General features: G+C 64.1%; 20 protein-coding genes. 10 read left to right on the top strand and 10 right to left on the bottom strand.

Features of this window, described 5'->3' with window-relative positions; all coding sequences use genetic code 11:
- Position 1 precedes the first annotated feature (1 nt).
- Positions 2–1189, top strand: coding sequence for a cytochrome P450 (locus AC5Y21_RS24385; RefSeq protein WP_499916422.1), 1188 nt, complete (start codon positions 2–4; stop codon positions 1187–1189).
- Here AC5Y21_RS24385 and AC5Y21_RS24380 read toward each other — a convergent pair.
- Complete coding sequence (locus AC5Y21_RS24380) at positions 1186–2451, bottom strand: TetR/AcrR family transcriptional regulator (RefSeq protein WP_499916420.1); 1266 nt, start codon at positions 2449–2451, stop codon at positions 1186–1188. The two genes, AC5Y21_RS24385 and AC5Y21_RS24380, sit on opposite strands and share 4 nt — an antisense overlap.
- 184 nt (positions 2452–2635) lie before the next feature.
- Between AC5Y21_RS24380 and AC5Y21_RS24375 the strand changes: the two genes are divergently transcribed.
- Positions 2636–3748, top strand: a complete 1113-nt coding sequence (locus AC5Y21_RS24375; RefSeq protein ID WP_499916418.1) for an ABC transporter substrate-binding protein — start codon at positions 2636–2638, stop codon at positions 3746–3748.
- Between the two features lie 25 nt (positions 3749–3773).
- Here the strand turns inward: AC5Y21_RS24375 and AC5Y21_RS24370 are convergent, their stop codons facing one another.
- Together AC5Y21_RS24370 and AC5Y21_RS24365 are read right to left on the bottom strand one after the other, a co-directional pair.
- A complete protein-coding gene (locus tag AC5Y21_RS24370) occupies positions 3774–4763 on the bottom strand; it encodes an alpha/beta fold hydrolase (RefSeq protein WP_499916416.1) in 990 nt (329 codons plus the stop codon).
- A 242-nt stretch (positions 4764–5005) separates the two neighbouring features.
- Positions 5006–6373 carry a DUF1214 domain-containing protein gene (locus tag AC5Y21_RS24365; RefSeq protein WP_499916414.1) on the bottom strand — a complete coding sequence of 456 codons (1368 nt, stop codon included), beginning with the start codon at positions 6371–6373 and terminating at the stop codon, positions 5006–5008.
- Positions 6374–6388: 15 nt separating this feature from the next.
- Here AC5Y21_RS24365 and AC5Y21_RS24360 point away from each other — a divergent pair, with 15 nt between their 5' ends.
- On the top strand, positions 6389–7417 hold the full coding sequence (locus AC5Y21_RS24360; RefSeq protein WP_499916412.1) for a 5'-methylthioadenosine/S-adenosylhomocysteine nucleosidase family protein: 1029 nt from the start codon (positions 6389–6391) through the stop codon (positions 7415–7417).
- 180 nt (positions 7418–7597) lie between these two features.
- Positions 7598–8494, top strand: coding sequence for a hypothetical protein (locus AC5Y21_RS24355; protein ID WP_499916410.1), 897 nt, complete (start codon positions 7598–7600; stop codon positions 8492–8494).
- A gap of 67 nt (positions 8495–8561) precedes the next feature.
- Here the strand turns inward: AC5Y21_RS24355 and AC5Y21_RS24350 are convergent, their stop codons facing one another.
- Positions 8562–10151 (bottom strand): Na+/H+ antiporter, encoded by a 1590-nt coding sequence (locus tag AC5Y21_RS24350; RefSeq protein WP_499916408.1) that lies wholly within the window; start codon positions 10149–10151, stop codon positions 8562–8564.
- Between the two features lie 56 nt (positions 10152–10207).
- On the bottom strand, positions 10208–11287 hold the full coding sequence (locus AC5Y21_RS24345) for a DUF5685 family protein (RefSeq protein ID WP_499916406.1): 1080 nt from the start codon (positions 11285–11287) through the stop codon (positions 10208–10210).
- 112 nt (positions 11288–11399) lie between these two features.
- On the opposite strand from AC5Y21_RS24345, the gene AC5Y21_RS24340 reads away from it, so the two are divergent.
- Complete coding sequence (locus tag AC5Y21_RS24340) at positions 11400–11834, top strand: protease inhibitor I42 family protein (protein WP_499916404.1); 435 nt, start codon at positions 11400–11402, stop codon at positions 11832–11834.
- On the opposite strand, the gene AC5Y21_RS24335 is transcribed toward AC5Y21_RS24340, so the two are convergent.
- Complete coding sequence (locus AC5Y21_RS24335) at positions 11809–12279, bottom strand: DUF1707 domain-containing protein (RefSeq protein ID WP_499916402.1); 471 nt, start codon at positions 12277–12279, stop codon at positions 11809–11811. The two genes, AC5Y21_RS24340 and AC5Y21_RS24335, sit on opposite strands and share 26 nt — an antisense overlap.
- 66 nt (positions 12280–12345) lie before the next feature.
- On the opposite strand from AC5Y21_RS24335, the gene AC5Y21_RS24330 reads away from it, so the two are divergent.
- Complete coding sequence (locus tag AC5Y21_RS24330) at positions 12346–12969, top strand: TetR/AcrR family transcriptional regulator (RefSeq protein ID WP_499916400.1); 624 nt, start codon at positions 12346–12348, stop codon at positions 12967–12969.
- A 1-nt stretch (position 12970) separates the two neighbouring features.
- On the opposite strand, the gene AC5Y21_RS24325 is transcribed toward AC5Y21_RS24330, so the two are convergent.
- Entirely contained in the window at positions 12971–14356 is a 1386-nt protein-coding gene (locus AC5Y21_RS24325) for an FAD-binding oxidoreductase (RefSeq protein ID WP_499916398.1), read from the bottom strand.
- 65 nt (positions 14357–14421) lie between these two features.
- Entirely contained in the window at positions 14422–15273 is an 852-nt protein-coding gene (locus AC5Y21_RS24320) for a sulfurtransferase (protein ID WP_499916396.1), read from the bottom strand.
- Between the two features lie 172 nt (positions 15274–15445).
- Here AC5Y21_RS24320 and AC5Y21_RS24315 point away from each other — a divergent pair, with 172 nt between their 5' ends.
- The 3 genes from AC5Y21_RS24315 to AC5Y21_RS24305 all read left to right on the top strand — a co-directional run bounded on the left by AC5Y21_RS24315 (position 15446) and on the right by AC5Y21_RS24305 (position 17676).
- On the top strand, positions 15446–15676 hold the full coding sequence (locus AC5Y21_RS24315) for a FitA-like ribbon-helix-helix domain-containing protein (RefSeq protein WP_499916394.1): 231 nt from the start codon (positions 15446–15448) through the stop codon (positions 15674–15676).
- Positions 15663–16055: a type II toxin-antitoxin system VapC family toxin gene (locus AC5Y21_RS24310; RefSeq protein ID WP_499916392.1), complete on the top strand. Its 393-nt coding sequence runs from the start codon at positions 15663–15665 to the stop codon at positions 16053–16055. Before AC5Y21_RS24315 ends, AC5Y21_RS24310 begins: the two co-directional genes overlap by 14 nt.
- Positions 16056–16125: 70 nt before the next feature.
- Positions 16126–17676 (top strand): aldehyde dehydrogenase family protein, encoded by a 1551-nt coding sequence (locus AC5Y21_RS24305; protein WP_499916390.1) that lies wholly within the window; start codon positions 16126–16128, stop codon positions 17674–17676.
- Between the two features lie 51 nt (positions 17677–17727).
- Here AC5Y21_RS24305 and AC5Y21_RS24300 read toward each other — a convergent pair whose 3' ends face one another.
- Complete coding sequence (locus AC5Y21_RS24300) at positions 17728–18984, bottom strand: cytochrome P450 (RefSeq protein ID WP_499916386.1); 1257 nt, start codon at positions 18982–18984, stop codon at positions 17728–17730.
- A gap of 131 nt (positions 18985–19115) precedes the next feature.
- On the opposite strand from AC5Y21_RS24300, the gene AC5Y21_RS24295 reads away from it, so the two are divergent.
- Positions 19116–19568, top strand: coding sequence for a VOC family protein (locus tag AC5Y21_RS24295; RefSeq protein ID WP_499916384.1), 453 nt, complete (start codon positions 19116–19118; stop codon positions 19566–19568).
- 204 nt (positions 19569–19772) lie between these two features.
- Here the strand turns inward: AC5Y21_RS24295 and AC5Y21_RS24290 are convergent, their stop codons facing one another.
- Positions 19773–20858 carry an anhydro-N-acetylmuramic acid kinase gene (locus AC5Y21_RS24290; RefSeq protein ID WP_499916382.1) on the bottom strand — a complete coding sequence of 362 codons (1086 nt, stop codon included), beginning with the start codon at positions 20856–20858 and terminating at the stop codon, positions 19773–19775.
- Between the last annotated feature and the right edge of the window lie 188 nt (positions 20859–21046).

Raw genomic sequence — 21046 nt, 5'->3', positions numbered from 1 at the left:
CATGACCGCGACCGAGCTTTACTACGACCCTTTCGATTTCGACATCGACGACGACCCGTATCCGATCTGGAAGCGGCTGCGTGACGAAGCCCCGCTCTACCGCAACGAGAAGTACAACTTCTACGCGCTGAGCCGGTATCAGGATGTCTCCCACGAGCTGACCAATTGGGACGTGTACCGCTCGGGTCGTGGCACCACTATGGACATCATCATGAGCGGTATCGACATGCCGCCCGGCGTCATCCTGTTCGAGGATCCGCCGATTCATGACGTGCATCGGCGGGTTCTCTCAAGGGTTTTCACACCCCGGCGGATGGAGGCGATCGAGCCGCTGACCCGGGACTTCTGCGTGCGCGCGCTCGACCCGTTGGTGGGCTCGGGGCGCTTCGATTTCATCGAGAACATCGGCGCGATGGTCCCGATGCGCACCATCGGCTACCTGCTGGGCATCCCCGAGGACGGTCAGGCAGAGATCCGCGACCGCGGTGGTCGTCAGCTCAACCTCAGCGAGGGCACGTTTCGGCCGGTCCCGAAGGACTTCTTGGAGCACAGCCACGAGATGTTCGCGGAGTACATCGAATGGCGCGTCGAGCATCCCTCCGACGATCTGATGACCCAGCTGCTGAACGCCGAAGTCGAGGACGACAGCGGGACCAGGCGGCTGACGCGGACCGAGGTGCTGCTCTATACCAGCATGATCGCCGGTGCCGGCAACGAAACCACTACGCGCCTCATCGGTTTCATGGGTCAACTTCTGGCCGAGCACCCCGATCAGCGTCGCGAAATCGTGACCAACCCGTCGTTGATTCCCATGGCGATCGAGGAGGTGTTGCGTTACGAGGCGCCGTCGCCCGTGCAGGCGCGCTATGTCGCCCGCGACATCGAATGCCACGGTGCGACGGTCCCGGAAGGTGCGATCATGTTGTTGCTGAACGGATCGGCTAACCGCGACGAACGCAAGTTTCCCGACCCCGACAAATTCGACATCCACCGCGGCGCTGCGCATCTCAGCTTCGGGCATGGCTTGCACTTCTGCCTGGGCTCGGCGCTGGCGCGCATGCAGGCGCGGGTGGTGCTGGAGGAGGTCATCAAGCGCTGGCCGGACTGGGAAGTCGACTACGACAACGCCGGCAAGGCGCATACCTCGAGCGTGCGGGGCTGGTCGAAGCTGCCAGTGTTCACCGGTTAGCCCGTCCGGGGTTCGACGACGCCGCGCAGCATGGTGTCGCGGATGTGGGTTTGTGCCGCCCTGGTGCCTACCTGTTGCAGGATGCTCGCCGGAATCCACTTGAGCAGGATGACGCAGCGCGCCAGCATCTCCAGCGGTGCGTCGTAGTCCTTGATCTCGCCGGACTGAATTCCCGCGGACAACAGCGATTTGATCTGCCGTAGCCGCTTGGGGAATTGCACACTCGGATTCGGTGTGTCCGGGGGAATTTGGCGCATCCAGGCAAGCTGAATACGGAACTCGTCGCCGAATCTGTCCAGCGCGTTGGTGTCGACCCAGCTCAGCGCGTCCAACTTCTCGATCGGCGAGGCTTCCGAACGAAGGACGGACTTCGAGCCCGCGTCGACCTTCTCGTTGAAGGAGCTCATGATCGAAGCGAGCAAAGCCTCCTTCGAGCCGATGAGGCGAAACAGGGTGCCATGGCCCAGTCCGGCGGCCGCCGCGATGTCTCGGACCGACGTGCCTTCGTAGCCTCTGCGGCCAAACTCCATCCGCGCGACGGCCCGGATATGGGCCGCTCGATCGTCGGGATCGCTGTCGTCGTGCCAGTTTTCGATGGCCTTCTCGGCGGCGAGGAAGGCCACCGACTGCTCCAGCTCGGTGTCGCTGGGGCAGCCGGTACTGAAGCCTTCCAACATGATTCGGCAAAGCAAGTTGGCTAGCCGGTCGCTGGCCGCCTTGTGCCGTGCCACGTCGAGACCGACTTGCAGCATCGTCTGGCAGATCCGTTCGGCCAGTACCCGGAGGTCGATATCGGACTTGACGTAGCCGCTCCACCGCGCCGCCCGCAGGGTTTGGTACATGGCCTCCAATGTCGCCGTCGGACGCCGTTGTGCCCAGTCGACGAGTTCGGGATTGGAGCTCGGAGCTTCATACAGGGAGATCTGGATCGCGGCGCGATGAGCCACTGCGCAACGCGCGATCGCGGTGCCGAGCTCGGCGATTCGGGCGAAGCCCGGCCGAGTCTCGGGATGGTCGAGCGTGTCCAAAGTGTGTGCGGCGATGCGGTCCAGTTCGGTGTGATACCGCCGCAACAGCTCGGTGAGTAGTGCTTCCTTGGATTCGAAATGGTGGTACAGGCTGCCGGTTTGAATTTCGGCGGCAGCGGCGATTTCGTGCATCGACGTGCGCAGGCCCGACGTGGCGATTAGCGAGGCCGCGATTTCCAGCACCTCGGCTCGTCGAGTGCCTTCGTCCGCAGCGATCTGCAACCTTGTCGTCATCGGCACACCCCGGGCCAAACCGTCACAGCAGTTGGCTCCCCTCAGCAGACCGAACGTTTGGTTAACGCTATCAGAAGAGCGTTAACCGGCCGGGGCGCTGAGGCGGTGCCGTATTGACGGGGCATTGTCCGCTCCCTAAGGTGTGAACAAACGTTAGGTCACCGGACTAAGCCAAGGAGAGCCCTTGTCCTACGAGAGCAACGCTCAGCCAATCAAAATCGGTTATCTGATGGACTTTCGGCTGCCCGAGTTTTTCCCGAAGTCGTACTTCGAGGACCTGACGCAACCGTTCGATCTCGTATTCAAGCAAGCGCTCGAACAAGGGCTGATCGACCGGCCGATCGAGATCACTTACCGCGAAGTGGAGGGCCTGCCCAAGGGCTCGGTGAAAGCGGTCATCGACGCCTACGGCGAACTCTGCGACGAAGGCTGTCTGGCCGTCTTCGGTCCGAACATCGGTGACAACGCGATTCCAACCGGGGAAGCGATCGAGGACCGGTTCAAAGTGCCGTGCATCAGCGTGACGGGATCCGACGTTGCGCTCGGCGAATGGTTCTTCTCCTTCCCGATGGGTTCGCATACCGACGAGCCCATCTTTTGGTCGGACTTGCTGGCCAAGGGCGGCCACACCGAGGTCGGTGTGCTTGTCGAGCAATCCCTGGTAGGGGAGACCTATCTGAAGAACTTCCGGGAAGCCAGCAAGCGCAAGGGGATTCGGATCGTCGCAGAAGCATCTATCCCACAGACCGCCCAGGACGTGACCGCGGCTGTCCAGACGCTGCACGACGCGAAGGCGCAGGCTCTGGTGCATTGCGGCTTCGGCTTCGGCATCGTGTTCATCAACCCCGCACTGCAGGCGTTGGGATGGGACCCGCCGCGGTTCTGCGGCACCGCCTTCCAAAACGCATGGCTCAACCCGGTGATGTGGAGCGCGTTCATGGGCTGGGTCGGGGTCGACCAGTACGACGAGGGCAACACGGTCGGGCAGAAGTTCCTCGATGAGTACAACGAGGCATACGGCCGGCGACCGGAATGGTGTGTCCCCGTGGTCAATCGAGATGTTGCGTGCACCCTGCTGCGAGCGCTGTCCGACGCGCACCCGTTGAGTCCGCGGGGGGTGAAGGAGGCGCTCGAGCGGGTGAAGATGATGCCTGCCGCGTCGGGAGCGCCCGGAACGCGGGTGTCGTTCGGCAACTGGACCCGTCGAGCGTGGATGGGGGCGGGGTACCTGGTGGCGCGTCGACTCGACGCCGACGGCGTCAACTCCCATCTCGTCGACCGTTTCGGGGAGGAGTAGGGGTCCGAAGTGGTGGCGCGCCCCGCTACGGCACGCTGAAATCGACAAGCAGCGCGCCGTCGGGTTGGTTACCGAGCGTCTGCAACGGGATATCCTCGCCTGCGGCTGTCAGGCGAACGATCCTGGCTAGTTGTCCGGGGGCGTCGCACTGCAGATAGTGATCGGCGGTCGGTAGGACCCAATAGCGGTTACGGCCGGGCTTGTTCTTCAGATACGTATCCCACACATGGTTCGGGACCCGCAGCGGCGAGACGTTGTCGTGTATGCCCCATACCAGGGTGGTGTTGACCGACAGCTTGGAAAGCGCTTCCAGCCAACTGGTTTCGTCGGCCGCGCGCTCGTTCAGATATTGAATGACATCGGGCAGCACGCGGATTCCGTCGTTGTGGGCAAAGCACTTCGCCAGCGCGGCGATCTCCGGGTCGTCGGGTGTGCGCCGCGGCATGAAGGTGGTCATTCCCAGACCGGCCGCCAGACCGTCCGGCGTCGTCGCCGCCGCCGTGCGTCGGGCCGTCGCCGGGTCGAGAAGCATGGTCTGGAACACCGTGAGGTTCGCCAACGGAAGATAGATGTTGGCGTTGGTGATGATGACGTCGACGGGTGGGGTCGGTGGATCTTGGGCGCATAGCATCTCCAGCGCGATCATGCCGACACTGCTGCCGCGATCATGGGTGAGCATTCGGTACTCGGTCAACCGCCACACCTCGGTGATCGCGTGGACCAGCAGACGGGCGTCGTCGTACAACGAGTAGACATACGGTTCCGGTGGCTTGTCGGACAGTCCGTGACCCGGAAAGTCGAGCGTGAAGATCTCGAACTCCGAACTCAGCTCATTGGTGAGGGCGTAGTAGTCGATGCTCGACGTCGGGAAGCCGTGCACGAGAACGAGTGCGGGCGCCCCCGGTGTGCCGCAGCGGCGGCTGAACACCGTAAGTTCTCGTTCGTTGTTCGCGGCGGTCGACGACCGCCAACGCAGTTGCGTACCGCCCCTTTGCCACTCCGCGAAGATGTCCAAGCTGCCAGCATCGCAGAGGTGATTGCGGATGTCACGGCTGCGGAGGTCATAGTAACATCAGCCACACTAGTCACGGCCTCAGAAGCATGTGTCATTTTGTCTGCCTCACAGCGACAGCCGTTGCACGCCAGGCTAATTTGTCGCAGAGACACATGGTTCCGTCCGGGGGATTGGAGTGACTGGCGTGACGGCCGATGCCGTCAAGGCAGGTAGCCGAGTTGGTCTGCGACTTGCGGTGGCACTCACCGGGAGTCCACCAGCAGCTCCTCGAAATCCCCCGGGCGCCAAGCACCGTCGAACGCTGCCTGCAGAGGACCGTAGATGCGGAAGTAGACGAACCAGCCCTTGCCGGGAATGGTCTGGATCCAGCGGTCCACCTGGCCGCCTGGTGGTGTCGGGCCGAAAAAGAGCTCGGCGTGGTCGCCACTCAGATCATTGAGCTCGAATAGTGAGCGCAGGGCGGCCTTGTTCTGGGTGGCCTGGATCTGGGAGCGGCTATCGACGTCGTAAACGGTGACCGACCAGAACAGCTTGCCCGGCACGGGAAGTGGAACCGTTAGCTTGTAGTGTCGCCCGCCGTCGAGTGGCGTTCCCGAGCTGTCGCGGAGCCCCAGCCAGTACAGCGAGCCGGCGTGGGTGTCGCGGCGGAACATGGCCGGCGAGGCGCCGATGGCCTGATAAAACCACTTCTCCCGGGCACAGAGGTCGAGGTGGTTAACGGTACTGGAGTTACCGTCCTCATGACGCATCGCGGCCCATTCCCACTGCCGGTTCTCCCACACTCGACGGTCGGGGCTGCGGTCGGCGAACGACTGGACCCGCATCTGAGCGTTGCCGGCCTGGGCGGCCGATTCCAGCAGGCTTTTCATTGCGTCGTCGGGCTCGAAAGGTCTGCCCTTCTCGATACCAAGCGCGGCGAGTTCGCCGTAATGCGTGTGGTATCCCGGAAAAATGGGCTCTGTGTCGATGGTTTCGTGCAGCACTTCCCAGAACTTGAGGTTGGTTTCCCACTGCAGCGGCGTGGTGTCCTGAAACTTTCCGGTCAGATCGAGCCACTGCGGTTCCGCCCACTCGGTGTTCGGGTGGAGGGGGTACACCTTGATGGTGGTGAGGCGTTGTTTGGCCGCTGCGACGTCACCGCCGACTGGCAGCGACCGTGCTCCGACGATTTGGCGATTGCTGCTGGCCCGGTGCAAGTAGTACCCAGCGTCGGGAATGGCACCGCTGTAGCCATGGCCGAGGAGCAGGTGTTTCCCACCATTGCCGGCGTCCGGCCCGGGCAGACCAATGTCTGCGACCCAACGTTGGTTGATGTCCATCGAGAAGACGATGAGCGGTCCAGGTTGCAGCTCGACGACCAGGGGGCCCTCGCTCAGATCCAGCAGCAGCGGTCCGTACGGGGTGTCGGAATTCCCCGTGTAGACCAGCTGCTCGGGTCCGCAGTCCAGGATGCCGAACACCTTGTTGGGGACCAGCCCGGCGGCCTGGTTGCCTTTGATGATGGCGGCTCCGGAGACGGTGGGGTAGAAGAACTTGTAAGCAGTGATGGCACGGGTCAGGTCGGCGTCGTCGTAGAACTGCTGTGCTGTCGGGGTGCTCGAGTGCTTCACTATCCCTGACCTAGATTGCGTGACGACACGAAATCGCTGAACCAAAAGAATGATAACCGTGACCAAGCGTTGCCCGAGCTTTCTCATTCGAAACAGCGGTGGTGCGGCGCCGAACCCAGGAACGCGCCGGCCATGACGTCTGCATGCGAACAGCGCACGCTGGTGCTGTCCGCCTTTCCGGCGGAAGCCGACGCGGTGCTTACGCACACCACACTCGATCCCAACCCCGTGGTGGTCGCCGATCGTCGGCACTTCTACCTCGGCACAATGAGCGGCAAGAAGGTGATCGTCGCGATGACGGGCATTGGTCTGGTGAACGCGACCCAGACCACCGAAACCGCTTTCGCTCGCTTCACCTCTGCATCCGACATATCCATTGGCGCAGTGGTATTTTCAGGTGTCGCAGGCGGCGGTGCACGCCTCAAGATCGGAGATGTGGCCATACCCGCACAGTGGACCCTGGACAATGGCACGACATTTCAGCCGGTCGATCCCGGCATGCTGGCAACGGCCCAGACGCTGTCTGTCGCACTGGAAAACATCAACACCCTCGGCAACCCCATCGGCTTGTTCAAGAAGGCTCCGATTTTTCGGCTGAACAACCTCGGGCGCATACCGCAATTGGTCGTCGGCGGCGACGGCGTCAGCTCCGACAACAACAACGGCCACGCTTTCCCCTGTATCCCCAACGGGGGCGACGTTTTCGGCTGCCAACCCTGCAGCGCACCGGATCGCTCACTTTTTCATACCGGCAACTTCTTCGGGGCTGTCGGGCCGTGGCTGAAGAACGCTCTGATCAGCAACTTGAACATCGCGACGCTGAACCCGATTTACGATGCTATGGACAATGAGACCGCGGCGGCGCAAGCCGTCGCCAATAAGCATGGTGTTCCCTTCCTTGGTATCCGGGGCATTTCAGACGGGCAGGGAGATCCGCTGCGGCTGCCGCCCTTTCCGGTCTCGTTCTTCTTCTACAAGCAGATTGCGGCGAACAACGCCGCACGGACGACTGCAGCCTTCATGCAGAGTTGGGCAGGTATCTGAATTATGAAGTGGCGCAACATGTATCGAGTGGCTCATGTCGGCACAGGCTACACCGGAACGATTGCGCTACGCCAGGTGCTGCAGTCGCCGCGCCTGCAGTTGGTCGGTCACCTGGTGCACAACCCCGAGAAGGTGGGCCAGGACTCCGGCAAGCTGATCGGCGAATCCGCCGTCGGGGTAGTGGCTTCCGACAGCTTTGAGGACTTCGTCGCTTTGGATGCCGATTGCGTGACCTACTTCGCATCGGTTTCCGGACGGGACAATGCGGCTGTCGTCGACCAGCTGTGCGCAATCCTGGCGAGCGGGAAAAACATCGTCATACCATCACATTTCGCGCTCTTTCATCCGCCATCGCTGGACGAGGCAGTGCGCCAGAAGCTGCAAGCGGCATGCCAGGCGGGCAATAGCTCGCTGTTCGCGGCAGGGATCGCGCCCGGCTTTGCCAGCGACATTCTTGCGGTGCATGCGGCCAGCATGACTGCGTTGCCAACGAAAGTCTGTGTCCAAGAACGTATTCCCTGCGGAAGCTATCGGGTACCGGGCTTCTTCGCGATGATGGGCTTCGGGCGCACTCCAGAGGAAGATGCCGAGGCGTATCCGTCGGGAGCGATGATTGGCCACCTAGGGCCAGCATTGCGGCTGCTGGCGCAGGGGCTCGGCTTGGCTCTCGACGAGATCCGCGAGCACCGCGACATTGCGCTTGCCGATCGCCACTACAAGTTTGAAGCCGGCGAGATTCCATCCGGCACGATAGCCAGCGTGCGGATGCGATTCGACGGCATCGTTGACGGCCAGCCGCGGGTGCAGTTCTCGGCAATCTGGTCGATGCCTGACGAACCGGTAGAAGACTGGGAGCCGGGTATCGCGGCGGGCAGCGCGACGCGTCGGCTGACCCGAATCAATGTGGAAGGCGATCCGCCGGTTCAGGTTGACTTTGCGCTCAACGGCGGGGAACTGCCCGGCTCGGCCGCCACCGCCGCCCGGGTGGTCAACGCGATCCCCGCGGTGTGTGCGGCGGATCCGGGGATTCTCAGCGGGCTCGACCTCGTGGTGCCCGGCCAAGCGTCCCCGGCTTAAGGGCGACGAGCAGACGCAAAGTCGCGTAATTCGGGCGCGATTTGGACGATTCTGCGTCTGCTCGGCATTATTCCGCACCGGACTCGAGAAGCTGAACTTCTTCGAGATCCATTTCCTCCTGCAGCTCGCGCAGCACGATGTCGTCGATGCGGTTTTGGTTCCGCAGCACGGTGATGGCTCGGCGCTGGTGCTCGAGCACGCCCAGTCGCACCCGCCGCACCAGTTCGCTGCGCTCGGCCAAGCCGCTCGCTGCCGAGCATTCGTCGGTTGCCATCACCAGTGCGGCATGTTCTTCGTATTCCTTTCGTAGCCGGCGCATTAAGTCCTCACTCAGACCGACTTCGTTGGCGACCGCCGGCAACGCCTCGAGAGCCGCTTCGGCGCTGCGGCTACGCGCCAGCTGCAATTCGTCAGCGTGGGCGACGTCTTCGGGCATTCGCGCCCACCGAACGACCATGGGCAGTGTGCTGCCCTGCAGCAAGACGGTGGTCAGGATGACGACGGACACCACGAAAATAATCAGGCTGCGATCAGGAAACGGTGCGCCGCCGAGTGTGGTCAGCGGAACGGCCAGTGCCGCGGCCAGCGACACCGCACCGCGGAAGCCCGCCCAGCCGGTAACGAAGCGCTGACGAAAGTCGACGGCCCGGCTGGTACGCCGCAGACTGCGATCCACTATTCGCCCTAGCACGGTGGTGACTTCGACCCAGGCAATCCGGGTCACGATGACGACGGCGGTCACCGCCAGCGCCAGCACTACGGCTTGGCGAAGTCCACCGTGAACGTTGTTGATTCCTCGTAGCGCGCCGGGAAGTTGAACTCCGACGAACACCCACAGCGATCCGTTGATCAAAAACGTCGACATGTCCCAGAAGCCGTAGGACTGCAGTCGGGAGCGGGCCCGGATCACCACCGGTCCGAAATAGGAGAGCATCAGGGCCGACACCATGACTGCGACCACGCCGCTGCACTCGAAAGATTGGGCCAGCAAGAACGCCCCGAACGGCGTCACAAGGCTCAGCGCTCCCTCTTCCAGCGGCGCGTCGATGCCACGGCGCAGCAAGGTCACCGCGCCACCGACCAGCAGTCCTGCGGCGATACCGCCGAGGTAGGAGCCGACGAACCGGAGCGTCAAGTCGGGCGGACTGATCTCGGCTCCGCCGACCGCGACGTGGACTGTCACCGCGAACAGGACCAGCGCGGTCCCGTCGTTGATGATGCTCTCGGCGCGTAAGACGGTGAGGGCGCGGCGTGGCAGCTTCTTGGCCAGGCCTGCCACAGCGGCGGCGTCGGTGGGGGAGAGCACCGCGCCTAGCACCGCGGCCGCGTGCGATTCCATGCCGAGCGCTCGCGCCGTCCACGACACGGTGAAGGCGGTGGCGATCACCAAGCCGATGCTGAACATGACGATGACACGCAGGTTTCTGCGGATCTCGCGAAAGCTGGTGTTCAGGCTCTCCCAATAGAGGATCGCCGGCAGGAACAGCAGCAGCACGATCTCGCCGTTGATGTGGACGCTGCCGACATCGGGGATCAGGCCCAGCAGCGAGCCGAGCACGATGAGCAGAACGGGCGGACCCACGCGATAGCGCCGCCCCAACACCGTTCCGACGATGACCGTGCCGACAAGCGCGACGATGACAACAAGCCCAAACACCGGACCATCCTGTCATCACCGATGCGGGGAATCGGCAACCGTCAGCCAAGCAGCCTTTATGCGCAGTCGCAGCAGTCGCCGCAGTCGCAGCAGCAGTCGCAACCGTCGCAGCAGCAGACGCAACTGCCGTCGTCCCCGCGTCCACCCTTCTTGGGCACCTGGCCGGGCGCCATGGCTTCCTCGCTGCCGTCCTGGCCGTAGGGATAGCCGGCGCCGACGGGCTGGTTGCCGAAGTTGATGCCTTGCTGCTCGCCGTGTGGTGTTACGTCACGCGCGGTATATCCAGCGCCGCCGAAGGTGCGCGAGACGGCTCGGCGAAGCTCGCGGGTCAGCAACCGGTGGGCAAGTCGGCCGTCGACGAATTCCACGTCGGCCAGCGCCAATTCGATGCCCAGCACCGCGTCGTCGCACAGGGTACGCACCTTGGAGACCGGAGTTTCGGTGGCGGCCAACGGATTCCACTTGCCGCGCGCCACGTCGTCGCGGTAATCCTCGACCGCGTCCAGCAGGTGAGCCACCCGCCCGAAGAGCTGGCCGATCTCACGCAACGGCGCCTCGTTACCGGGACGGCCGGCCAACACCGCCGTGTGCGCGAACGCGGCGGCGACGGCGGTCTCGGTGGGCTCGGTCACCGCCAGCAGCGAGCTACCGGGGACGGCCGCTGCCTCGAGCCCGGCCTGCCGGTCCATCGCGGCGACGAGCACGCCGGTGTCGAATCCCAGGGTGTGACCAGCATCGGTCCCCTGGCGCACCCACCGCTCGGCGACGCGTCGCGCGGCCGGCCGCACCCCGACCGCGCCGACCATGCCGTCGCGGTCGTCGACGTGATCGCGCACCTTCGCCGCGGCCAGCGCCAGTGACACGACGGCGGCCAACCGCACGCAGTCACCGGTGGCCACGTCGGCGCGCCGCATTCCGCGCAGCGGGCACGGCCCGGCTGTGCGGCGGCTCGGTCCGGCGACCGACTGGGCTTCGACCAAGAGGGAGACGACCAAGCCGTCGTAGTTGGTGGCGATCCGCGCGATCTGCCCGTAGTCATCGCGCAGAGCCAGGCACAATCCGCACAATTGAGCTCGCCACGCGGCGGCAAGCTCGCCGCCGAGCCGATGGCGGCAGGGCCGGATGATGCCAAACACGTCTAGAAGCTACCGGACTGTTTGCCAGCCGGCGCGCGGAAACGCCACGTTTGACCGGCCGTCCGGGCGGATTTATGGTTTTCGTCGGGTACAGACCTGAATATTTAGCCTCATGAAGACCCCGGTTCTGCTCATGGTTGCCGTGCTTGTCGCCGCGGCGGTGTTGGGTTGCTCGGGTGGTCCGGGACGGCGGGCGGCGACGAAAACGATCCAGGTCTCCATCGACGACGTCCTGCAGCACAGCACTATTGATCGCGACATCGCGCTGGGGGTCCGCGACACGCTCAAGGTGACGTTGGGCTCGAATCACACCACGCCGTACCGGTGGACGGCCGATACCAAGATCGGTGACGCCGCCATCGTAAAGCAGACCAGTCACGACTACCTGCGCCCGAAGTCTGATTTGGTGGGAGCACCCGGCACGGAGGTGTGGATGTTCGCTGCGTTGAAGGCGGGGACTACGACGATCGTCGCCGATTATGCCCGCATCGTGGGGAGCGATCCGGCGCCGGTGTGCACGTTCACCGCGACAGTGACGGTGCGATGACGGGCGGCCAAGGCTGACCGGCTCGACTGCCCGGTGCCGACATAGCGTGGCTGACCAGGCCGATCGCGCCGCCCATGATTGGCCAGATCGGCCAGAAGTACCAAGCACCCGTCGTGACGGCGACCGCGGTCCAGACAGTGAGCACGATGGCGACCATCGCGAAGTAGGCACCGAGGTGAACCCGTACCCCGCGGCGAGCCGCGGCCATCCGGGCGGCGTGCCGGCGAGGGTCGGCGCGCCGGATGCGGTCGAGGGGCAGATCGGCGACGAGTTGCTGAAGTTCGCGGATGGTCTCCATTTGGAAGGCCGCTTGCACTCTTTCCTCGTATTCGTCCATCCGCAAATAGCCCTGCGCGAGCGCCTGGCCAAGCCGCGTGGCCGTCTTCTGCCTGTCGCGGTCCCCTGCGCGGGCAGGTAGTGATGCGTCGCTGAGTGGCTTGCTCATTTCTGCTCCTCTACGCCTCTCCATGTGAATAGTATTCACATAGTCGACGATGTTAATGTCGTCAACATGAAACGTGAGCGGAAGGGCCCACCTCGGTCGCCGGCGCGTCGTGACAGCTACCACCACGGCGATCTCAAACGGGCGCTTACCGGGGCGGCGCTATCGCTGGTGGCCGAGAAGGGGCCGAAAGGTTTCACGCTGACGGAGGCGGCACGGCGTGCCGGTGTCAGCGCCGCCGCGCCCTACCGGCATTTCGCCGATAAGGCCGAATTGCTGGCCACCGTCGCTCAGCAGGGATTCCTCGAACTCCACGCCGCGTTGGGTGCGGCCGCCGAGGCCGCGTCGGACCCGAAGGATCGCGTGATCCAACTTGGGCGTGCCTATGTGCGCTGGGCGGTCAGCCATCCCGATCACTACCGGGTGATGTTCGGCGCCGAGCTCACCAAGGCGGACCACCCGACCCTGGCCGTTGCCGGGGAGCAGGCGTTCGACGACCTACTCGGCGCGATCACGGCGTGTCAGGAGGCGGGCATCATCGGGAGACGAGACCCCCGTGAAATCGCCGGTCCGCTTTGGTCATTGGTGCACGGGGTAGCTTCCCTGGCTATCGGCGGCGAGCTAGCCGCGGTCGATATTCAGCAGGACCCGGAGTTGATAGTCGCGAGCGCTGTGGCCCAATTGTTCGGCTAGTTCAGTCTTCCGGTGCGGCGAAGAGGACGTCTGGGTTGAGGATGCCCGCCGGGTCGAAGCTCTGCTTGATGCGGCGCATGAGGCTGATCTTGGCTGGGTCTTCAAGCTCGAGGAAGTACGGGGTTTTGGCGCAGCCCAGGCCGTGTTCACCGGAGATTGCGCCGCCCAATTCCATTGCCAGGGCGAAGATGTCGGTCATCAGCTGCTTTCTCTTGTCGGCGTCTTTCAGAAAGATGCCCAGATGCACGTTGCCGTCGCCGGCATGCCCACAGCCGATCACGGCACCGCCGGCGGCTGAAGCCAAACCCCGTGCGGTGGTGAGGAATTTCGGCATCGATGCGCGCGGGACGACGGCGTCGATGATGTCGTCCGCGCCGGCTGCCTTGGCCGTCCAGAACGTCTTCTCACGCGCCTCGATCAGCTTGCGCGCCGAGCCGCCTTCAAGCACATACGCGTCCAGTGCGCCCAGTTCGGCGAGTAGCTCGCCTGCCCGCTCGACGTCTTCGTCCAGTCGGTTTGCGGTGCGGTTCTCAAGCGCCAAAACAAGATACGCCTGGCAGGTCTCGCGGATCTTGTCCGGAACGCCCAGCTCCAGGTTTTGGGAGTAGACGAGTGCGGCCATCGTCATGTTGTCGATGTATTCGAGGATGTAGGGGATCAGGCCGCTGGCCAGGATCTGCGGCACGGCCTCCATGACTTGGTCGAAGTCGGCGAACGGGGCGAGCACCGTTGCGCTGTGGTCGAGGCGCGGATGCAGTTTGACGATCACCTCGGTGGCCAGGGCCAAAGTGCCTTCGGAGCCGACGATTAGTTGTGTCAGGTCGTAGCCGGTGGACACTTTGGCGATCCGGCCGCCGGTGCGGATGATCTCGCCGGTGGGTAGCACAGCCTGCAGGCCGAGCACGTTGTGGCGGGCCACGCCGTACTTGACGGCACGCATTCCGCCGGCGTTGGTTCCGACGTTGCCGCCGACGCTGGAGGACAGTTCGCCGGGGTGAACCATGTACCGCAGACCGGTGTCGGCGGTGGCGGTGTCGAGGTCGGTGAGGGTGACGCCGGGCTGGACGACGGCGATCTGGTTGGTGGTATCGACCTCCAGGACCGCGTTCATCCGCTCGAAGGAGATCAGCAGTCCCTCGGTTCGCGGCCGCGCTGCACCGGACAGGCCACTGCCGGACCCGCGAGCCGTCACCGGGATGTTTTGTTCCGTGGCGGTTTTCAGCAGCTGTGCAACTTCTTGTGCGGTAGCCGGTTTGGCGACGTAGGCCGGCTTTTGTGGTGGCTTCGTCAGCTCCTCGTCATGCGAATAGTCTTCGGAGATCGCGTCGCCGGTCAGCAAGTTGTGCGTGCCGACGATCTCGGCGAACCGTGCAGTCATGTCGCTCATTCTGAAGGCCTCACCTTCTAGGAGTGTCGCCAGCGTAACGCCAGTGCGAAACCGAGCCGACCGGTCTACTCCGGGCCGCGGGCGACGGCGCGGCTCGGATCCGAACTCCACTCAGACCACGACCCGGGAAACAGGGCCGCGTCGTAGCCGATTGTGGCGAGTGCTGCGACCGTGATCGTCGCGGTAACACCTGAGCCGCAATAGGCGCCTATTCGGTCATGCTTGATGCCGCGGTCGAAGAGCAGTTGTCTGAGCTTGCCGTCGTCGAGAAACGTTCCGTCGCTTGATAGTAGGGCGCCGCTGGGAAGATTTCGGGCGCCCGGGATGTGACCGGCAACCGGGTCGACGGGCTCCACCTCGCCGCGAAAGCGTTCGGGTGCGCGCGCGTCGAGCAGTGTCACGTCGTCTGCGGTGCACTGCTGCGCATTGAGCGTAGGTAGGGCTCCGGCGTACAAATTACTATGTGGCACAATCACATTCCCAGGTTGGGGAGTGACCGGGCCGGTGTCGAGGCTGCCTCCGGCTGACTGCCAGGCTGGGAGGCCACCGTCCAGGATGCGTACATTCTTGATGCCGGCGGCGGTTAGCACCCACCAGGCTCGCGCGGAACCGGCTCGGCTCCAGTCGTCGTACACCACGACGGAGACGTCCTGTCGGACACCCCATCGGCGTGCGGCGGCCTGCAGACTGGGTCCCTTTGGCAACGGATGTCGGCCGCGGCCGGTGATCGTGTGGTCGCTGAGTTCGTCCTCGAGTGACACGTACACCGAACCTGGGAGATGGCCGTCTAAGTAGGCCGTGCGCCCGTCTGGTTCGTCGAGGCGCCAGCGCACGTCCAGGATGGTTAGCGGGTCGCCGGACTCGATGAGGCTGGCCAGCTCTGTGGCCGTGATCAACACTTGGGCGCGTGCGTGCATCTCAACGAGCCTAATGGCGCAATCTCGATGAGGTGCTGGTGACTTAGTCACTTCTGCCACTCTGGTCTCCCGCCCGGAGGATGGTCATTGTGGTCCACCTCCGCGCGACAACTCGGGCGCAAACACTTCGACTGGACTTGTGTTTTGGCGCCAATAGCGCCAAAATGGCGCCATGCCGAGCGTGCAAATCAAAGATGTTCCCGACGACACTCATCGCGTCCTGCGAGAGCGAGCCGCACGCGCACATCAATCGCTGCAGGAGTACCTTCGGAGCCGTCTGATCGCAGAAGCGAATCAACCCACCCTGGACGAGATTTTCGACCGCATCGCCGCACGCCGTGGTGGGCGGGTTTCCTTCAAGGACGCCGTCGATCACGTTCGGGCAGAACGTGATCGTCGTTGAGGCGAGCGTATTGGCGGTAGCGCTGGGCGACGACGGACCAGCCGGCCGGCGTGCCCGGGAGCGCTTAGCGGACGAAACGCTGGTCGCTCCCGAACTTGTTGACCTCGAGGTCGTCTCGGTGTGGCGCCGCCATGTTGCCGCAAAATTCTTGCCCGCTCGAAGAGCCGCCGGTGCCTTAGCAGATCTTGCAGACTTACCCCTGCGTCGGTCGTCGCATCAACCGTTGTTGGAACGCATCTGGGAACTCCGGCATGTGGTTACGCCTTACGATGCCGCGTACATTGCTCTGGCCGAGGCCCTTGATGTCGTGCTGGTCACCTCTGATGCGCGCCTTTCGCGCCCCTCGGGCGTCAACTGCGAGGTCGAAGTCATCGGCTGAGTCTGGTAGTCGGGATTGCGTTCGCCGTATTCTGTTTGCCAGCTAGCAAACGCGGCCGGAGGTGACGGCGATGCATACCGATATGGAAGCCCCACAAAGCCCGATCGGAGCGGAAGCCCCCCGCGAAGTCGTGGTGAAATGCCCCGCCACCGGCGAACGCGTCGGCAGCGTGCCAATCGCGTCGGCGGCTGAGGTTGAGGCCGTCGCCGCTCGGCTGCGGGAGGCGCAGCCGGCCTGGCAACAGTTGGGAGTCGAGGGACGCGCCAGATGGCTCGGCAAATGGCGCGACTGGCTGCTTGACCACATCGACGAACTGTCCACCTCGGTACAGCTCGAGGGCGGTAAGTCCTGGGGCGATACGTTCGCCGAGCTGCTGTTGGGGACACAGGCCATCAACTACTGGATCGACAATGCGGCGAAGTTCTTGGCCGACGAGTCGGTGCGGCCGTGGGGAGCGGCGAACGCCACCAAGAAGCTGACCGTCGTGTACGAGCCGTACCAGCTCGTCGGGGTCATCACTCCGTGGAATGGCCCGTTGGCGGCGCCACTGCTGGATATCCCGGCGGCGCTGATAGCGGGGTGCGCGGTGCTGTCCAAGCCGTCGGAGTTCGCGCCGCTGGCGTGGCAGGCCGCGGTCGATGGCTGGAAGGAGATCGGTGCCCCCGCCGTACTCGACGTGGTCAATGGTCTGGGGGAAACCGGTGCCGCCTTGGTCGACGTCGTCGACTACATCATGTTCACCGGATCGGTAAACACCGGGCGTCGCATCGCGACCGCGGCCGCGCAGCGCTTGATCCCTTACAGCCTGGAGCTCGGGGGCAAGGACGCGATGATCGTGTGCGCCGATGCCGACGTCGACCGGGCGGTCGACGGTGCGGTATGGGGCGCATTCGGCCTCACCGGTCAGGCTTGCATATCGGTGGAACGCCTCTACGTCGAAGAGCCCGTCTACGACGAGTTCGTGGAAAAGCTGGTGGCCAAGACATCGCAGCTGCGCCTTGGCATGGACACCAAGCACGACTATTCCTGCGATGTCGGATCGATGGCGACTGAGCAGCAGCGCTCCGTCGTGTCCCGTCATGTTGAGGATGCGGTGAGCAAGGGCGCGAAGGTGCTCACCGGCGGGAAGGCGCGCGACAACGGGTTTTTCTACGAGCCGACCGTGCTGGTCAACGTCGACCACAACATGGACTGCATGCGTGAGGAGACGTTCGGCCCCACATTGCCGGTGATGAAGGTGCGCGATGCCGCCGAGGCGATCGATAAGGCCAACGATTCCAAGCTGGGGTTGGCCGGCAGCATCTGGACGCGGGACAAGGAGAAGGGGATGGCCTTGGCCCGTCAGATGAACACCGGAACGGTGACCATCAACAACGCGCTCGTGGGCATCTTCCAGTTCGGGGTCCCGTTTGGGGGCTGGAATGACTCGGGCATCGGTTCCCGTTCGGGCGGCGCCCAGGGGATCCGGAAGTATTGCCGCGCCAAAAGCATTGTGGCCGAACGTGTCGCGATGAAGAAAGAAGCTATGTGGTACCCCTACAGCCGCAGGAAGGGCAAGATCATGGAGGCGGCGGGCAAGTTCATGTCAGCTCGGGACTGGCGGCGTCGACTCGGTCGTTGACGGGCGATCGTTAGGCGGAAGCTCGATCCGGGAATCGGCGCGGGCGGCGACCTAATTTGTGCGGCGATCTCCTGGCGTGAAGGTGACCGGTAACTTGCCCAGTCCGGTCATGCTCGGGTTGCCCAGGTATTGCTGGACGCCGCTTTCGTCGACTTGATAGTCGGGGATGCGGTCGAGTACCGCCCTGACCATCACCTCGGACATAAGACGTGCCAGATGGGACCCGATGCAACGGTGCGGTCCGAGCCCAAAGGCGAGGTGGCGGTTGGGGTTTCGGTCCAGAATGATCTCGTCGGGTCTGTCGAACTCGTTTTCGTCGTGGTTGGCGGCCAGCCAGCTGATGATGACGCGGTCGCCTTTTCGGAGGCATTGGCCGTTCATTTCGACGTCGCGTGTGACCGTGCGGCTCAATTGCTGGTTGACCGAGAAGTAACGCAGGAACTCGTCGGTGGCGGTGCGGTAAAGCTCCGGGTGGTCGATGAGTTGTTGGCGCAGATCCGGATGGGTGCCCAGGTGCAGCAGGGTCAGCGCCGTCTGCGATGTGGTGGTGTCGACGCCGCCGGCGATGAGGTTCCAGAGGATGTTGAGCAGCTGTTCGTCGGTGTGGCGTTGGCCGTCGAATTCGAACTGGATGAGAAAGCTGGTGACGTCGTCTTTGGGCTTGGCGCGTCTGGCCGCCGCGAAGTCGAGAACGCCCTGCATCATGGCGGGGACCGCGGAGATGGCGTCGATGTACTCGGGGCTGTCTTGGGGGAGGGCCATGACGGAGTGGAAGAGGTTGGCGTAGAGCTGCCAGTTGTCGTAGGGCAGGCCCATCAACTTCATGGTCAGGATGGCCGGGACCGGGCTGGCGTAGTCGAGCACGAGGTCCATGTGTCCTTCGGTGATTCGCTGGTCGAGGAACTCGTGTGCCAGTTGTTCCATGAAGGGCTTTAACTTCTGGACAGCGCCCGGTGAAAAGAACGGGGCCAGCGCGTGTCTCAAGGCCAGGTGGTAGGGGCCGTCGATCTCGCCGATGCCCAGTGCCGGTTGGCCTTCGGGGCGCGGGACGCCCATCTCGCCCTGGTAGTCGATTCCGTCGTCGGAGTTGGGCTCGTACTTGTGGGCGAAGGTGTCGCCGTCGCGCGCGGCTTGGCTGACGGCGTCGTAGCTGGTGAGAAACCAGAAGCCGCCGTAGTTCTGGTTCCAGGCGACGGGGCATCTTTGTCTCAGCTCGGCGTTCACGGCTAGCTCGTTGAGGTTGAACTCGTCGGAGTGATGGTCGAAATCGGCGATTGCGTCGGGGTGGACGTCGGGTCGGGTCACCATCGAAAGCCCTCCAACAAAAAGGGTGTATTTACGCTATCTTTGCATTGTTTGCCATTGAGCGGGCGAAGGTGGTCGGCCAGCGGTCGTCATCGACGGTCGAGCCCCGCGCTGGCTCGTCATGGAAGGTTGAAATGTCTGTTCACCGCACAACTTTCAATCATGTTGGACTGTGCGTCGCCGACCGTGAACGATCCCGGCGGTTCTACGAAGGTCTGCTCGGCTTCGAGCTCTGGTGGGAAATCGAACCGCCCGACGACCGCACCGCCGAGCTCTTGCAGCTGCCCGAGCCGCTCGGAGTGCACGCTACGTATCTGGTGCGGGATGGGTTCGTGCTCGAACTTATCGATTACTCGAAGCGTGAGGTTCGCATCGGGGCGGAGCGGGTGATGGATCAGGTGGGGCTGACGCATATCTCGTTTTCGGTCTCTGACCTTCCTGGTGTCTTGGCGAGCGTCGAGGAATTCGGGGGAGCGGTGGTCGACGGGACGGTGTCCGAGGGAGCGGCGATGGTTCGGGATCCAGACGGGCAGCTGCTGGAGTTGCTATCGGATGGGTGGTTAGCGGTGCTGCCGCCGCGGCCTTAGCGGTTGGCCGTTCGCCGACTACTCGGCCCGTCACCCGCCAAGTTAGAAGGGACAGAGCATGTTTCGCAGAAAGCAGTGGCTTCAAATAACACGTTCGGCGTTCCCCGCGTGAGCGCCGATCGCGCGCACGGTCGTGACCGACGAAACGCTTTCTTCTACCGCGGGCTCGGCGCCGACCTGCCTCCTCGCCACCGGCGATAGGGTTCACACCGTTCGGATAAGGAGGCCAGTGGGCGGGTCCGCTTGCGGCGGAAGAGCGAGCGGCGTGTTGCCGGGGGAGATGCGTCCGAGCACGTGCGGTCCGGTGAGCAGCGGCACCTGGTGCCAGGCGAGGAAGCCGATGAGCGCCATCAGGTAGGCCTCCTGGGCCTGCGCGGGCAGGCCACGTTCGTCGCTGAGGACGACCGGCAGGCGCCGCTTGAGCGCGGCGAGCAGCGTCGGGTTGCGGACGCCGCCACCGGACGCGACGACCTCGACGGGCGCGTAGGGCGTGAGCGCGTCGGCGACCGTGATCGCGGTCAACTCCGTCAGCGTCGCCAGCAGATCCTCGGGCGCGAGACCCGGCAGGTCACCGAGCCGAAAGTACTCGCGGCCAGTCGATTTCGGCGGTGCGCGCGTGTAGTAGGGGTCATCGAGCAGGTTTTGGAGGAGCGTCGCGTCCGGGCTGCCGTGGGCGGCGAGGCGGCCGTCCTTGTCGCTGTGCCGGCCCGTCGTGCGGCGTGCTGCCTCGTCGAGCAGGCAGTTGGCTGGGCCCGTGTCGAAGGCGCGCGGGGGACGGCCGCGACGGACGATCGTCACGTTTGCGATCCCGCCGAGGTTGAGCGCCGCGCGGGTGTGTTCACCCCGCAGCCACAGGTCGTCGAGGATCCCGGCGAGCGGGGCGCCGTGGCCGCCGGCGGCGATGTCGCGCGCGCGGACGTCGGAGATGACCGGCAGCCCGGTCGCCTCGACGATCCACGCGGGCTGGCCCAACTGCAGCGTGCCCTTCGCCTTGCCGTCTTGTACCCAGTGGTGGACCGTCTGCCCGTGGCTGACGACGAGGTCGGCGGGCAGCAGCTCGGCGGTGAGGTCCGCCGACGCCTGCCCGATCAGCTGGTCAAGCTCGCACAGCTCGCCCGCCGTCGTCGCGCCCAGCGAGGCGTGCAGCCGCGCTCGCATCTCGTCCGGCCACGGCCGTTCGATATGACGCAGCGGCCTCATATCGACCGCGCCGCCGTCCCACTCAAGCTCCGCCAACGCCGCGTCGAGGCCGTCCATCGACGTCCCCGACATCAACCCGATCACCCTCATGTCACTCATCTAAACGCTGAGATCTGCGCGGAAGCGATTGCCCAGACTGATTCCTGTACCCAGGCGATGGCGAGATGCATGACGGCAGCAGCCTCTCACAACGCATGAAGGGACCGAGCGAGAAGAGTGTTCCCTCACGTGTGCGTCGAATTGTCTGTTTCACGATTTGGCGTAGCCGGCGATGGATG

The sequence above is a fragment of the Mycobacterium sp. NGS41 genome, from assembly GCF_059812725.1.
Note: the sequence above shows the minus strand (reverse complement) of the source record. Positions and strands in the feature narration are given on the sequence as shown.